Consider the following 13,848-nt stretch of genomic DNA (forward strand, 5'->3'; position numbering starts at 1 on the left):
GTTATCCATTCGCTACCTCTCACCGACGAGCGTTTCACCCGGGTAGCGTTACCCTACACCGGGAAAACGGGAATCCGAGAAACCAATCAGGTTGACCGTACGGACTCACGTCGTGTCCCGCTCGCCGAACGACAGGAGCCAACTGTCCCGTTCGACCAGCGATCGGCCGTTGAGCGTCCACGCGTCGTCCTCCTCCAGGTCGTCGCGAAGCGGTCTGGCGACGATCGTACACCTGCTGCGCTTCAGGACGGACAGCGGGGGGGCGTCGTCCGGGAGGAAGCCCCGTCGGACGAGGAAATTTCGGGGGACGCCGCCGGCGGCGACCGCGACGAGATCGGACGCCGCGTGGCCCGCGAGGGCGACGTCGAAGAGTCGCGAGAGGGCGGCGAGCCAGTCGCGGTCGCCGACGAGCGGGACGATCTCGGCGAACTGGGAGACGGTCACGCCGTCGGTCGTCGTCCGAGTCCGGGCGACGAGTCCGGCGACCGGCGTCCCGTCCCGCCTGGCGACGTACGTCGTCCGATTCCACACGGGGCTGGCGAAGCGCCAGCGGTAAAATCGCGGTTCGCGAAGCGCGTGGAGTCGGTCGGGGACCCGCCGTTCGTACAACGACGCGAGCAGGTCGGCCGGAACGTCCGCGTGCCGTTCGATCGCGATCCCGTCCGACGAATCGGAGCGTCGATCGCGGGCGAGACAGTACCCGCGCGCGAGCGGCGTCGCGAGGCGGGCGACGGCGCGGCCCGCACCGCCGGCCCGTGAGGGTGCGAGCGATTCGGGATCCTGCACGCGGTAGAACGTCGTCCTGAGCCCGGCGTCGCGCCACCCGAGTTTGAGGTAGCCCGCGCGCGACAGCTCGTTCGGAAAGTTGAAGAAGAACGCCGCGTCGCGCTCGGCGTAGTAGTCGACCGCCCGGGCCGTCATCCGCGAGAAGAGCCCTCGCCGTCGGTGATCGGGGTGAACCATCGTGTCGGACGGCTGTAACGCGAGAGCCGTCCGGTCGCCCGATCGGATACGGAAGGCCATGAACGGTCGCGCGCCGACGATCTCGCCGTCGCGCTCGGCGACGAAGATCGGCACGTGGTCGACGTAGGGGTTGTCGACGTACTTCCAGACGAACCAGTCGGCGCCGCGCGGCCGCCCCCAGACGATCTGATCGAGAGCGAGGACGCCGTTGCGGTCGCCCGGAGCGTATCTCCGAACCTCGTAGGCGTCGTCAGCCTCGCGATCGCCGCGCTCGCCCTTCGTGCGCGTCATCGACGTTCCTTGCGGGGATCGCCGTTTTGTTATTCGTCGGCGTACGATCCGTTTCGGAAGGCAGCGGTTGGTTTCCTCGGCTCGACGGATCGTTTCGGTCGGCCAACGCGCCATTGAACCCGGGGGGTCGCGCGCCGGACGACGGGACGAGCGCGCAAGGGACGGTTTCCGGCGTGAAACGGTCGGAGAACGTGATCGTCACAACAGGGGTAACGCGAGGAGGAGCATGAGGAAAAAGAGCGCGATCATCGCGTATATCAGGCGGAGAAGCCGCTGTGGCGCCGGGATCTCGGCCCGGAGGTCCGGGCGGGCCGTCCAGATCATCCGGTAGTACGCGAGCGTCGACAGGAGGACGAACGCGACGACGGATCCGCCGAACGCCGCCGAATACGACAGCCCCAGCGCCCGACCGTACGCGGGACCGAACGACAGCGTCAGGAGGAACGCCAGCGAGGCGACGACGAAAAACGGCACCGGATCGACGGGCGCGCCGCGGCGGTTCCTGAGCCTCAAGGCCATAGGGAGGCTATCGCTGGAGAGTACAAGAAGCTAAGTCGCCGGCCGAACCACGGGCGGTATGGCTCGATCACGGGGCGACCCTCGCGTGCTGTTGACGATGAATCTCGCCCTCTCGTCGGCCTTCGCCGCGGTCGTCGTCTGGGGGCTCTCCTTCATCGACGTCGTCCCGTTCACGCTCGAACGCGTCGCCGTCCTCGCGGCGCTGCTTTTCGTCGTCACGCACCTCGTCACCCGCTGACCGGAGTGGGTTGGGCGACCGGGGGGATCGAATCGATCGGCGACGGTCCGGTGGATCGGATCGTCGATGACCCCCTCCAGTCGCGCGGTCGCGGCCGATGGCAGGCGTTATGTCGCTTCGCGTTCCGCCTACGGGTAGCATGACCATCGAAGACCGAGACGACGCGTATCTCATCACCCACGCGCTCGCGAAGGACACGCTGTCGCGGCTCCGCGACGTCGAGACCGAACAGGTGGCCTTTCGAAAAGGGCTGGTCAAGCTCGGACGCATCTGCGGCTACGAAATCATCGACGGCGCGATGGACACGGAGTACGTCCCCGTCACGACGCCGCTCGCGGAGACGACCGGCGAGCGCGTGAAGGGACTCGACGACGTGGTCATCATCAACGTCCTCCGGGCGGCGACGCCGTTCGTGGAGGGGCTCCTGAAGGCGTTTCCGCGGGCGAAGCAGGGCGTCATCAGCGCCGGCCGCGACGAGGAGGCCGGAATGAACGAGGCGGGCGAGTTCCCGATCACCATCGACTACGTGAAACTCCCCGAGATCACGGAGACGGACACCGTCATCGTCGCCGACCCGATGCTCGCCACCGGGAGCACGATGTGCGCCGTGCTCGAACACGTGCTCGACGAAGCCCCGGGCTACGAGAACCTGTTCGTCCTCTCTGCGGTCAGCGCCCCGGCGGGGCTGCTCCGCGTCGGCGGCGAGTTCTCCGAGGCGGATCTGCTCACCGTCGCCATCGACGACCACCTCAACGACGACGGCTTCATCGTCCCCGGCCTCGGCGACGCGGGCGACCGGGCGTTCCGGACGGCGTGAGCGGTCGCGTTCAGTCGATTCAACAGGTGGTTCCGGTCGCGAGTCCCTCCCGTTCGACGTACGCGACGAGGCAGCCGTAGTTGCAGAACGTCCCGGCCGGGTCGCGGTCGACCCCCTCCGCCACGGAGACGGGCGAGTGTGCGGCGACGTCGCAGCCGCAGTAGTCGCAGTCGGTCGACGCGCCTCGTGTGTCGTCCGGCGATGGCATACGCCCGATACGACCGGGGTTCGCATGTTCGTGGCGCGCTCGTGCGCCGACGGCGCGAACCCCCTTCTTTCGACTCGAAAACCGCACCACCGAGGCCGAATTTCTCGGCGCTAAATCGCTGCCGAAGCCGACCCCCTGAGCGCTCGATAGTCGACCGTTGTTCACACGAGCGCTCGGGGCGCTTCGGAGCGCCGAGCGTCACTGGCCCCCCGACCGACCCTCGTCCACGTCCGTACCGGCAGAAAGGCCGTCGTCGCCGCGGTCGAGCGCGCGCGGGGCGTCGTGGTGGTCTGAGTAGCCGTCGAACCACCGGACGATCCGCTCGATGCGGTCGACCACGTGCCCCGGCTCGCCGCTCCGGGAGAGTTCGTGCCCCTCCCGGGGGTAGCGAACGAGTCTGGTGTCGACGCCGTTCTTCTTCAGGAAGAGGTAGAACATCTCGCCGTTGTTGACCGGGACGCGGAAGTCGTCGTCCGCGTGGATCACGAGCGTCGGCGTCGCGACCGCGTCGGCGAAGGCGACCGGCGAGCGCTCCCAGAGGAAGTCCGGTTCCTCCCACGGCGTCGCGCCGAAGTCCCACTCGATCAGCTTGAACGCGTCCGTGGAGCCGTAGAACGACGAGAGGTCGTAGACGCCGCGCTGGGCGACCGCCCCCCGGAAGCGGTCCGTGTGGCCGACGATCCAACCGGTCATGAAGCCGCCGAAGGAGCCGCCGGTGACGAACTGGTTCGACTCGTCGACGTACCCCCGCTCGCAGACCAGATCGGCGCCGGCCAGCACGTCCCGCATCGTGACCGCGCCCCAGTCGCGCTCGATGGACATCGAGAACGCCTCGCCGTACCCGGTCGACCCGCGCGGGTTGCACCAGAAGACGACGTACCCCTGCGCCGCGAGCGTCTGGAACTCGTGCCACATCGTCCCCGACGTCGACCACATCGCGTGCGGACCGCCGTGGATCTCCACGGCGAGAGGGTACGAGCCGTCCTCGTCGAACTCGGGCGGGGTCAGCACCCACCCCTGGATTTCGCGCCCGTCGGACTCGAACCGGATCTCCTCGGGTTCCGCCACGCGGCGCTCCGCGAGGTAGTCGGCGTTCAGCTCCGTCAGCCGCGTCTCCGCGTCGGCGCGGACGAGGAAGACGTCGCCGGGGTGGTCCCACTCGCTCTTTACGAGCGCGACCGTCTCGCCCCCGCCGTCGGACGCCACGTCGAACCCGGTCGCGTGCCCGCCGACGGTGGCGGTCGAAACGCCGCTCCCATCGGCGGCGGCCCGGCGGACGACGACGTCGCCCTCGTCGGGCGTGAGAAAGTAGAGGTGTTCGCACTCGGAGTCCCACCTGAGGCCGGCCGCGTACTCGACGGTGCGGTCGAGGTCGGCCGTGAGGACGGTCGTCTCGTCCGTCCGGCGGTCGTACACCTCGACGTCGGTCTGGCGCATCGAAAGGCGGTCCTCGGGCGTTCGTGGGTAGGCGACCCGCCCGTCGTCGGTCGCCGCGAGCGCGACCGCCCACGCGGTGGTCCGCACGATCGTCTCCGCCTCGTCGGCGTCGAGGTCGTGGGCCACCACGTCGACGGCGGCGTTGTCGTCGGGGTCGTCGGTCCGCTTGACGCCGTAGAAGAGCGTCGAGTCGTCGCCCCACGCCGGGGCGTGGAAGTCGTAGTCGCCGTCGGTGAGGCGCGTGACGGCCTCGGGGTCGGTTGAGGACGAGGCGGCATTATCGCCGCCGAGGTCGGAGGACGAGCCGGCTCCGTCGCCGGGGAGGTCGACCACGTACACGTGGCTCCTCGCCCCGTCGACGTAGCGCGCGGCCTGCCGGTAGATCAGCCGGTCGATCACGCGGGGGTCGGGCGTCTCGCGCTCGTACGCCTCGCCGTCGGCCTCGTAGTCGTCGAGACCGAGGTCGAGCCCTTCCTCGCGCTCGCGTTCGGTGGTGGCCTGCACGAACGCGATTCGGGTGCCGTCGGGACTCCAGACGGGATCGCGGACGCCGCCGGGAACGTTCGTCACCCGCCGGGCCTCGCCGCCGTCGGTCGGCATCACCCAGAGTTGTTGTCCGTCGTTCTCGCCGCGCGTCGAGACGAACGCGAGGCGGTCGCCGGCGGGGCTCCAGCGCGGCGCGGAGTCGACGCCCTCGTCGGCGGTGAACCGCCGGGGACGGCCGCCCTCGGCGGGGACGAGGTGGACGGTCGACTCGTACGATTCTCCGTCCTTCGGGACGCTGCGGACGAACGCGACCGTTCCCCCGTCGGGCGAGAGTCGGGGATCGCTCGGTTTCGCAAGGTCGTGGTAGTCGCGGGCGGCGACGCGTGCCATACCTCCGAAGCGGGTTCTTCGGAGGTATAGCTCTCCGGATGCCGGCAGACCGCAGTCGGCCGCTCCGGGAGCGCGACCGCGAGTATTCGAGCCGTACACCACAGAAAAATTACATTCGGCTACCGAATCGTAGGATAAGCGTACTCACGATGATCTATGGACAAATATATATCCGGTTGTAAAGTATCAGGGATCATGGTTCGGAATCTCAAGCGACGTGACTTTATCGCAGCGACTGGCGCGGCAGGCATCGTCGGTCTGGCCGGCTGTACCGGCGACGGCGGCGATGGGAACGGCGACGGTGGCGACGGCGGAGATGGTGGAAACGGCGGCGGCGATAACCAGCTCACGTGGCACGCCGGCAGCCAGAGCGGGACGTACTACCCGCTCTCCACGCAGTTCAAGGGGATCGTCGAGGAGAACACGGATTACAAGCTACAGGTGCAATCCACCGGCGCGAGCGTCGAGAACGCCGGCAGCCTCCAGAGCGGCGACGCGGACTTCGCGCTCCTGCAGAACGACGTCGCCTACTTCGCCGTCAACGGCGAGGGGATCGAGGAGTTCCAGGGGCAGGAACTCGACAAGATCCGCGGGGTCGCGACGCTGTACCCCGAGACGATCCACGTCATCACGCCGGCGGACTCGGACGTCGAGAGCGTCAGCGACCTGCAGGGGAGGACGATCAACACCGGCGACCTCGGCAGCGGGACGCAGGTCGACGCGCGACAGATCCTTGAAGCGGTCGGCGTGAACGACTACGACGAGCAGAACTCGGACTTCTCGCAGGCCGCGGAGCAGATCCAGAACGGCGACGTCGACGCGGCGTTCGTCGTCGGCGGGTGGCCGGTCGGCGCGATCTCCGACCTGTCGAACTCCGCCGACATCCGGATCGTCGAGATCTCCGGCGACGCGCGCGAACAGGTCAAGCAGACGGGGTCGTACTTCTCGGACGACGAGATCCCCGCCGGCACGTACAACGGCGTCGACGAGGCGGTCCCGACGGTCGCGGTGCAGGCGATGATCGGGACGCACGCCGATCAGTCCGAGGAGGTCGTCCAGACGGTCACGGAGGCTATCTTCGAGAACACGGACCAGATCAACATCAAACAGGAGTTCATCACCAAGGAGTCCGCGCAGGACGGCATGTCGATCGAACTGCACCCCGGCGCGCAGGCGTACTTCGAGGGGAGCGGTTCCGGCGGCAACGAGAGCGACGGGAACGAAAGCGGCGGCAACGAGAGCGGCAACTGAACCACACCCGACCGCCACTCTCCGATTGAACCGATGACCACCCGAGCGCGCACGCGTCGTCAGGAACGGTCATGAGCGGCCGCTTCGGGCGGATCGCGACCCTGATCGTCGTCGTCGCGTCGCTGGCGATCGCCGGCGTCGTCGTGGCGGCGGAGACGCCCGACCGCGCGCTCGTCGTCGAGGACGCGGAGAGCGGCGAGCGGCTGCTCGAAGCGCCGGTCGAAAACGGCGCGACGGTCGCGCTGACGTACACCCACAGCGTCGAGAAGACCCCGGTTCGGGACGTGTACGTCGTCCGCGGCGATCGGCTCGACCTGACCCGCGCGGAGTTTTCGTCCTACGGCTGGGGCTTCCCGGCCGACGCGAACGTGACGCGCGAGAACGGGACGTTCGTCTACGATCCCGACGTGGTCACGGAGGAGGTGTACGTCTCGCCGGGCGAGGTCGCGGAGCACCGACTCGAAGTCGACGGCCGGACGCACGATCTCGTCGAACTCTCGGACGGCGAGACGGTCCGCGTGCACATCGAACGACGAACCATATTCGAAAGGATCATGCCATGACAGTCGACGACGCGAACCCGGACGAGGAACTCTCCGAGGAGGAGAAACAGGAACTGCTCGACGAACTGGAGCGCAAGCGGAGCCTCCGCGGGATTGCCGCGGTCGTCGTCTCGCTCGTCGGGATCCTCTTTTCGGCGTACCAGCTGTGGCTCGCCGCCGAGGGGTACACCTTCGACGTGGTGCTGCCGGCGGTCGGCGAGGTCGGCTTCGGGTCGCTCCAGCCGCTGCAGGTCCGATCCGTCCACGTCGCCTTCGCGCTCGTCCTCGCGTTCTTGCTCTTCCCGGCGACGAGCGACGACGGCTTCTTCACGCGCCGGTTCGCGCGAGTCGTCCCCGGACTCGAACGCCGGTTCGGACCCGATCACCCGGCGACGAGGGCGGGCCGCGGCGTCCGCTCCGCCGTCCGCTGGGCGATCGTCGATCCCGATCGGAACCGCGTCACGCCGGTCGACGTCGTCCTCGCCGTGCTGGCGCTGGCGACGGCGGAGTACATGCTCACCAGCTTCGACGAGGTCCGGAGCATGCGCGCGCTCGGATTGGACTACGGGGAGCCGACGCAGGAGGCGATTCCCGTCCTCGCCCCCGTCGTCGACGTCGTCTCGGCGCTCGGGTTCCCGCTGGACGAGCTGTCCTACGCGTTCGTCCTCGGGGCGATCGGCGTGCTCCTGGTGCTGGAAGCGACGCGGCGGGCGCTCAGCACCCTGCTGATGCTGCTCGTCGCCGCCTTCCTCGTGTACGCCCGGTACGCATCGCAGATCCCGCAGGACCTCCCCTACCTCGGGATCCTCTCGACGAGTTCGGCCGAGTGGGACTCGGTCGTCCAGAACATGTGGTACAACACATCGAACGGCGTGTTCGGCATCCCGGTCGAGGTGAGCGTCGACCTGATCTACATCTTCATCCTCTTCGGGGCGTTCCTGGAGATGAGCGGCGCGGGTCAGTGGTTCATCGACCTCGCGTACGGCCTGACCGGCACCCGCAAGGGCGGCCCGGCGAAGGCGAGCATCCTCTCCAGCGGCTTCATGGGGACGATAAGCGGCTCGTCGATCGCGAACACCGTCACGACCGGAGCCTTCACCATCCCGCTCATGAAGCGCTCCGGCTACCGGCCGGAGTTCGCCGGCGGGGTCGAAGCCTCCGCCTCCTCCGGCGGACAGATCCTCCCGCCGGTGATGGGCGCGGCGGCGTTCCTCATCGTCGAGTTCATCGGCGTTCCCTATCCCGACGTGATCGTCGCCGCGACCGTCCCGGCGATCGTCTTCTTCTTCGGCGTCTGGGTGATGGTCCACCTCGAAGCGTCCAAGGAGAGCATCGGCGGCGTGGATCCGTCGGAGCTCGTCTCCGTCCGGCCGCACCTGAAGCGGGGGTGGTTCTACCTCGTCCCGCTCGCGCTGCTCCTGTACTACCTCCTCGTCGAGCGCCTCTCCGTCGCACGGTCGGCGTGGTACACCATCGTCGCCGTCGTGGCGCTCATCGCCCTCGTCGCCGCGTACAACGAGCGAACGCGCGGTACGCTGTTCGCGGGGATCGCCGGCCTGTTCGCGCTCGAAGTGGGGGCGTACGCCGCGACCGGGGCGGGCCTCGTCGGCGCGCTGACGGGTGCGGGCGGCGCGGGTCTCCCCGTCGGAGCCGCGCTCGGCGCGGCGGCCGGAAAGCTCGGCACGATCGTCGTCCTCGTGAGCGGCGCGACGCTCCTGCTCCGGCCACGCGGCCGGACGCCGCTTCTCGACTACGACGACGCCGTGGACGGAGCGGCGGAGCGAACCGCGTCCGCCGTCGGCCGGCCGGAGATGGCGGAGAACGGCGCGTACCGGTTCGGGACGTTCGTGCTGAAGTCGATGGACGCCGGCGCGCGGACGGCGACGATGGTCGTCGTGGCGGTCGCCGCCGCCGGGATCATCCCGGGCGTGATCAGCGTCACCGGCCTCGGGCCGAACCTCCTCAGCTTCATCGAGGCGGTCGCCGGCAACTCCCTCATCGCCCTGCTCGTCATCACCGCCGTCGCCTCCATCATCCTCGGGATGGGCATGCCGACGACCGTGACGTACATCATCCTCATCGCGCTCCTCGGCGAGCCGATCGCGACGCTGTCGAACGCGCCGGAGCTCGCGGCGCACCTTTTCATCCTCTACTTCGGCGTCATCGCGGACATCACGCCGCCGGTGGCGGTCGCGGCGTACGCCGCCTCCGGGGTGGCGAAGTCCGAGCCGTTCCAGACGGGCATCGAGGCGTTCTCGTTGTCGCTCAACAAGGCGATCGTGCCGTTCGCGTTCGTCCTCTCGCCCGGCATCCTGCTGATCCGCGGGGAGAGCACCGAGAACTACCACATCGTCAACGCGGCCGACGTCGCCGATCTCGGCTACTTCGTCCCGGAGGTCGTGATCCCCATCGTCGGTGTGTTCGTCGGCGTCGTCGCGCTCGGGCCGACGATCATCGGCTACCTCTACACGACGGTGAGTCGGACCGACCGGGCGCTGTTCGCCGTCTCCTCGATCCTCCTCATGGCCCCCCGGATGCTGATCGATCCGACGCTGGCGCTGCTGTCGCTCGGCGGCGTGAACGTCGGGGTCGAGACGCTGGTCCTCGACCTCGCGCTCCGGTTCGTCGGCGGCGTCGTCTTCGTGACGCTCGCCGCGAAGAACCGGCGGGCCGCGGAGACGGAGCCGGGGACGGACGTGACGCCTGACGTCGCCTGACCCCACTCTTCCCCGTCGTTCCGCCCTACAACCCTTCGACCGCGCTATCCCGCCGGTAGTCGCCGACGCCAAAGTAGCCGTCGTCGGTGACTTCGAGCGCCTGCACGCTGCCGATCGACGACTCCTCGCTCAGGCCGTGCCCCCGTTCTTCGAGCGCCCGCCGGATCCCCTCTGGAAGCGTCTCCTCGTAGAGCACGTCCGACTCGGCGTCGGCGTAGAGCCGCGGCTCCGCGACGGCGGCGTCGAGCGACATCCCGAACTCGGCGACGCCGAGGAGCACCTGCGAGACGGTCGTGATGATCGTCGGCCCGCCGGGCGATCCGACGGTCAGGTACGGCTCGCCGTCGCGGAAGACGACGGTCGGGCTCGTGCTGCTGAGCGGCCGCTTGCCGGGCTGGACCTCGTTCGGTCCGCCGGGTTCGGCGTCGAAGTCCGTCAGCTCGTTGTTGAGCATGAAGCCCCGGCCGGGCACCATGATGCCCGAGCCGAACAGCTGCTCGATGGTGGTCGTCCACGAGACGAGGTTCCCCTCGCCGTCGGCGACGGTGAAGTGCGTCGTCTGTCCGCGGTTGTGGACGTTGCGGCCGTCGTCGCCCGGCGAGCCGGCGGCACCGACCCGGTACGGCTCGCCCGGCTGGTAGGCCCACGGATCGCCCGCCTCGACCGGCGTCTCGGCGGTCTCGTCGGGATCGACGAGCGACCGCCGCTCGTCGAGGTACTCGCCGTCGAGGTAACCCTGCCACGGCACGTCGACGAACGCGTCGTCGCCGAGGTACTCGCCGCGGTCCGCGAAGGCGAGCCGGAACGCCTCGATCATCGCGTGGTACGTCTCGACCGACCGTCGGCCCTCGTCCGCGAGGTCGAACGGTTCGAGGAGGCCGAGAATCTGGCCAATGGTGAGCCCGCCGGAACTCGGCAGGGACATCGTCCGGACCGTAAGCTCCCCGGCCGCGCCGTCGTAGGTGGCGCGCTCGGGGATCGTGACCTCGACGTTGTAGCGCGCGAGGTCGTCGACGGTCATGCTGCCTCCCTCGTCGCGGTACCCCTCGGCGTTCTGGACGGTTTCGGCGATGTCCGCCGCGATCTCGCCCCGGTAGAACGGCTCGATCCCCTCCGACCGGATGAGTCGGAAGGTGTCCGCGAGATCCGGCTGAACGAGGGGGTCGCCCGCTTCGAGCGGGTCGCCGCCCGGCGCGAACACCTCCCGCGCCGTCTCGCCGAGTTCGCCCGCCTCGACGTTGTCCGCGATGGCCTCCGCGAGCGGTTCGTCGACCGCGACCCGACGGCAGCCGTCCGCGAGGTCGATCGACGGGTCGATCAGCTCGCCGAGTTCCATCGTCCCGAACCGCTTGAGCGCGACGTCGCAACAGCGGAGCGTGCCGGGGACGCCGACGGCCTTTCCGTTGGTGTGCCGCCCGCGGAACGGCACCGGTTCCCCGTCGTCGCCGAGGAACATCTCCGGGTCGGCCCCGAGCGGGGCCTCCTCGCGGTTGTCGATCGCGTACAGCTCGTCCTCCTCGGCGGCGTAGACGAGCATGAACCCGCCGCCGCCGATACCGGAGCTGTGCGGCTGGACGACGTTCAGCGCGAACTGGACGGCGACGGCCGCGTCGACCGCGTTGCCGCCCGCCTCCAACACGTCCGCGCCGATCTCGGTCGAAAGCGGGTGGACGGTCGACACCATCCCGTTTCGGCCCCGGGCGGTCGACGTCCCCCCGACGCCGGTTCCGTCCGCGCCCCCGGCGTCGAACGACGCGCCCCCCGGTGCGCCCCGCGCCCGACCCCCGATCAACGCGCCGCCGCCCAGCGCGGCGGCCGATCCCTTGAGAAAGCCCCGACGCTTCGTCCGGGGTGCACCCCCGGCCGCGCGTTCGTCCGTCGATTCGTCCGATCGGCCACCGTATCGCGATTCGCCCGATCGGTCGCCGCGTCGCGATTCGTCCGTCCGATCGCCGCGTCGTTCGCTGTCACCCGACATTACGAACATCCGTACAGTAACCGAATTATTAAATCTGATTCGACTAGATTATTTTATGTAAACTTCGTATTTTTGGTAGTTTTCGATCGACCCGCGGCCGGTCGACGCTTCGCCGTCTCCCTCCCGCGACGATCAATCGAACCGATCGACGGCGAACGCGGCGAGCCCGTCGACCGGGTTCCCGCCGGCGATCAGGTCCGCGACGGCCTTCCCGCTGTAGGGGCCGAGCTGGAGGCCGGTCGCCCCGTGGCCGGTCGCGACGTACGCGCCGGGGACGCCGGGGACGGGGCCCACGATCGGCAGGTCGTCCGGCGTGGCGGGGCGGAGGCCGACCCGGGTTTCGAGGTACGTCGCGTCGGCGAGCCCCGGCGCGAGCCGCAGCGCCTCCGCCGTCACCTCGTCGAGGCCGCCGAGCGTCGGGGTCGCCGAGAACCCGACGCCGCGCTCGCGGGTCGCGCCGACGGCGACTCGGCCCTCCGCCCACGGGGCGACGTAGTGGTGTCGGAAGCCGCCGACGATCGGCCACGCGTCCGGGTCGGCGTCGAAGTCGGCGCAGTCGAGGTGGACGATCTGCCCGCGCAGGGGCTCGACGGGGAGGTCGACGCCGAGATCCGCGGCGAAGGCGGGCGACCACGCGCCGCCGGCGATCACGACCGACGGGGCGTCGTGGCCGCCGCGCTCCGTCTCGACGCCGACGACCGCCCCGTCGTCCGCGAGTCGGACGCCGGTCGCCGCCTCGTTTCGAACGTCGAGGCCGCGTCGCTCGCCGGCCGTCCGGAGCGCGCGCTCGAACCGCCGGCCGTCGACCTGCGCGGCGTCGCGGTAGTGGAGCGCCGCCTCGACGTCGGAGAGCGGCGGAAACAGTTCCGTCGCCTCGTCCGGGTCGAGCCGGTCGACGCTCCCGTCGGGCGGGTGGCCGAAGCGATCGGTCCGGCGCTCGGCCCGCTCCCTCGCCGCCGCGAGCGCGTCCCGCTCGTCTGGCGTCACGGCGACCTGCAACATCCCGCGCCGTCGGTAGCTGTGATCCGCGCAGCCGTCCGCCTCCAGCCGGTCCGCGAGCGCCGGGTAGTACGCCATCGCGTCGGCGGCGAAGCGGTACCAGTCGTCGGGACCGTCCCGCTGCTCCGTGCCGGTCGTGACGATCCCCGCGCCGGCGTCGGTCGCGCGGCCGGCGTCCTCGCGGTCGAGAAGCAGCGTCTCCGTCCCGCCGCGGGCGAGGTGGTAGGCGGCCGCGCTGCCGACGATGCCACCGCCGACGACGACGGCGTCGTACTCGCGTTGGGTCATGGCTCGCGTGGGGCGGCCGGGGTATTCAATCCGACGGGGCCGGCGGGACGACGGGGATCACTCGATCCCGACCCGGCCGCTCGTCGCGCTCCGCAGTCGATCGCGGAGCGCCTCGGCCTCGTCGACGGGGACCCGGAGGGAAAAGCGCGCGTCCGCGCCGTAGTCGGCCTCGAACTCGACGCCGGCGCTCTCGATGATCCCCCGAACCGTGCCGGAGTCGTCGTACTCGGCGACGACCGACAGGCGCTCGTGGGGGACCTCCCTCGCGACGCCCGCGGCGTCGACCGCCTCCTTCACCCCCCGCGAGTACGCCCGGGCCAGCCCGCCGACGCCGAGGTTCGTCCCGCCGTAGTAGCGCGTGACCACCGCGGCGACGTTCCGGAGATCGCGCTGGACGAGCACGTTCAGGGCGGGTTTCCCCGACGAGCCGGACGGTTCGCCGTCGTCGCTCGACCACTCGCGGAGCATCGCGCTCCCGCCCGGCCGCGAACTCGACGCCTCGCCGGCCGGGACGCGGTAGGCCGGGACGTTGTGCGTCGCGTCCGGGTGTCGCGCTTCGATCTCCTCGGCGAACGCCTCCGCCCCCTCGACGGTGTCGGCGGGGGCGACGTGGCCGATGAACTCGGAGCCCCGGACCTCGAAGCGCGCCTCCCCGCGGCCGGCGACGGTCCGGTAGGGATCGGTCATGTCGGGCGGTACGGCCGACGAGGCGTAAGTCCTGTCG

12 protein-coding genes are annotated in these 13,848 nt (G+C 69.8%); 5 read left to right on the forward strand and 7 right to left on the reverse strand.

Features of this window, described 5'->3' with window-relative positions; translation table 11 throughout:
* Nucleotides 1–105: 105 nt before the first annotated feature.
* Both C3L37_RS07930 and C3L37_RS07935 read right to left on the reverse strand, forming a co-directional pair.
* Complete coding sequence (locus C3L37_RS07930; RefSeq protein WP_164974716.1) at nucleotides 106–1,254, reverse strand: GNAT family N-acetyltransferase; 1,149 nt, start codon at nucleotides 1,252–1,254, stop codon at nucleotides 106–108.
* A gap of 198 nt (nucleotides 1,255–1,452) precedes the next feature.
* Nucleotides 1,453–1,773 (reverse strand): hypothetical protein, encoded by a 321-nt coding sequence (locus tag C3L37_RS07935; protein ID WP_228546173.1) that lies wholly within the window; start codon nucleotides 1,771–1,773, stop codon nucleotides 1,453–1,455.
* 58 nt (nucleotides 1,774–1,831) lie between these two features.
* On the opposite strand from C3L37_RS07935, the gene C3L37_RS07940 reads away from it, so the two are divergent.
* Together C3L37_RS07940 and upp are read left to right on the forward strand one after the other, a co-directional pair.
* Entirely contained in the window at nucleotides 1,832–2,011 is a 180-nt protein-coding gene (locus C3L37_RS07940) for a hypothetical protein (protein ID WP_129114083.1), read from the forward strand.
* Between the two features lie 139 nt (nucleotides 2,012–2,150).
* Nucleotides 2,151–2,828 (forward strand): uracil phosphoribosyltransferase, encoded by a 678-nt coding sequence (upp, locus tag C3L37_RS07945; protein WP_129114084.1) that lies wholly within the window; start codon nucleotides 2,151–2,153, stop codon nucleotides 2,826–2,828.
* 19 nt (nucleotides 2,829–2,847) lie between these two features.
* On the opposite strand, the gene C3L37_RS07950 is transcribed toward upp, so the two are convergent.
* Nucleotides 2,848–3,036 carry a hypothetical protein gene (locus C3L37_RS07950; protein ID WP_129114085.1) on the reverse strand — a complete coding sequence of 63 codons (189 nt, stop codon included), beginning with the start codon at nucleotides 3,034–3,036 and terminating at the stop codon, nucleotides 2,848–2,850.
* A gap of 198 nt (nucleotides 3,037–3,234) precedes the next feature.
* Nucleotides 3,235–5,349 (reverse strand): S9 family peptidase, encoded by a 2,115-nt coding sequence (locus C3L37_RS07955; protein ID WP_129114086.1) that lies wholly within the window; start codon nucleotides 5,347–5,349, stop codon nucleotides 3,235–3,237.
* Between the two features lie 195 nt (nucleotides 5,350–5,544).
* On the opposite strand from C3L37_RS07955, the gene C3L37_RS07960 reads away from it, so the two are divergent.
* The 3 genes from C3L37_RS07960 (at nucleotide 5,545) to C3L37_RS07970 (ending at nucleotide 9,859) form a co-directional block, all read left to right on the forward strand.
* Nucleotides 5,545–6,600 (forward strand): TAXI family TRAP transporter solute-binding subunit, encoded by a 1,056-nt coding sequence (locus C3L37_RS07960; RefSeq protein ID WP_129114087.1) that lies wholly within the window; start codon nucleotides 5,545–5,547, stop codon nucleotides 6,598–6,600.
* Nucleotides 6,601–6,671: 71 nt separating this feature from the next.
* Nucleotides 6,672–7,163: a DUF1850 domain-containing protein gene (locus C3L37_RS07965; protein WP_129114088.1), complete on the forward strand. Its 492-nt coding sequence runs from the start codon at nucleotides 6,672–6,674 to the stop codon at nucleotides 7,161–7,163.
* Nucleotides 7,160–9,859 (forward strand): TRAP transporter permease, encoded by a 2,700-nt coding sequence (locus tag C3L37_RS07970; protein WP_129114089.1) that lies wholly within the window; start codon nucleotides 7,160–7,162, stop codon nucleotides 9,857–9,859. Before C3L37_RS07965 ends, C3L37_RS07970 begins: the two co-directional genes overlap by 4 nt.
* Nucleotides 9,860–9,884: 25 nt before the next feature.
* Here C3L37_RS07970 and ggt read toward each other — a convergent pair whose 3' ends face one another.
* The 3 genes from ggt to C3L37_RS07985 all read right to left on the reverse strand — a co-directional run bounded on the left by ggt (nucleotide 9,885) and on the right by C3L37_RS07985 (nucleotide 13,811).
* On the reverse strand, nucleotides 9,885–11,837 hold the full coding sequence (ggt, locus tag C3L37_RS07975) for a gamma-glutamyltransferase (protein WP_129114090.1): 1,953 nt from the start codon (nucleotides 11,835–11,837) through the stop codon (nucleotides 9,885–9,887).
* Between the two features lie 132 nt (nucleotides 11,838–11,969).
* The gene (locus tag C3L37_RS07980) at nucleotides 11,970–13,124 is read right to left on the reverse strand and encodes an NAD(P)/FAD-dependent oxidoreductase (RefSeq protein WP_129114091.1); all 1,155 of its coding nucleotides are present in this window, start codon (nucleotides 13,122–13,124) and stop codon (nucleotides 11,970–11,972) included.
* 57 nt (nucleotides 13,125–13,181) lie between these two features.
* Complete coding sequence (locus C3L37_RS07985) at nucleotides 13,182–13,811, reverse strand: IMPACT family protein (protein ID WP_129114092.1); 630 nt, start codon at nucleotides 13,809–13,811, stop codon at nucleotides 13,182–13,184.
* Nucleotides 13,812–13,848: the final 37 nt, after the last annotated feature.

Origin of the sequence: Halegenticoccus tardaugens (genome assembly GCF_004116405.1) — an archaeon.
GTDB lineage: Archaea > Halobacteriota > Halobacteria > Halobacteriales > Haloferacaceae > Halegenticoccus > Halegenticoccus tardaugens.

Coding starts and splice junctions, on each gene's coding strand:
- C3L37_RS07930 (WP_164974716.1), bottom strand. CDS start 1,254: ATGACGCGCACGAAGGGCGAGCGCGGCGATCGCGAGGCTGACGACGCC.
- C3L37_RS07935 (WP_228546173.1), bottom strand. CDS start 1,773: ATGGCCTTGAGGCTCAGGAACCGCCGCGGCGCGCCCGTCGATCCGGTG.
- C3L37_RS07940 (WP_129114083.1), top strand. CDS start 1,832: ATGGCTCGATCACGGGGCGACCCTCGCGTGCTGTTGACGATGAATCTC.
- upp (WP_129114084.1), top strand. CDS start 2,151: ATGACCATCGAAGACCGAGACGACGCGTATCTCATCACCCACGCGCTC.
- C3L37_RS07950 (WP_129114085.1), bottom strand. CDS start 3,036: ATGCCATCGCCGGACGACACACGAGGCGCGTCGACCGACTGCGACTAC.
- C3L37_RS07955 (WP_129114086.1), bottom strand. CDS start 5,349: ATGGCACGCGTCGCCGCCCGCGACTACCACGACCTTGCGAAACCGAGC.
- C3L37_RS07960 (WP_129114087.1), top strand. CDS start 5,545: ATGGTTCGGAATCTCAAGCGACGTGACTTTATCGCAGCGACTGGCGCG.
- C3L37_RS07965 (WP_129114088.1), top strand. CDS start 6,672: ATGAGCGGCCGCTTCGGGCGGATCGCGACCCTGATCGTCGTCGTCGCG.
- C3L37_RS07970 (WP_129114089.1), top strand. CDS start 7,160: ATGACAGTCGACGACGCGAACCCGGACGAGGAACTCTCCGAGGAGGAG.
- ggt (WP_129114090.1), bottom strand. CDS start 11,837: ATGTCGGGTGACAGCGAACGACGCGGCGATCGGACGGACGAATCGCGA.
- C3L37_RS07980 (WP_129114091.1), bottom strand. CDS start 13,124: ATGACCCAACGCGAGTACGACGCCGTCGTCGTCGGCGGTGGCATCGTC.
- C3L37_RS07985 (WP_129114092.1), bottom strand. CDS start 13,811: ATGACCGATCCCTACCGGACCGTCGCCGGCCGCGGGGAGGCGCGCTTC.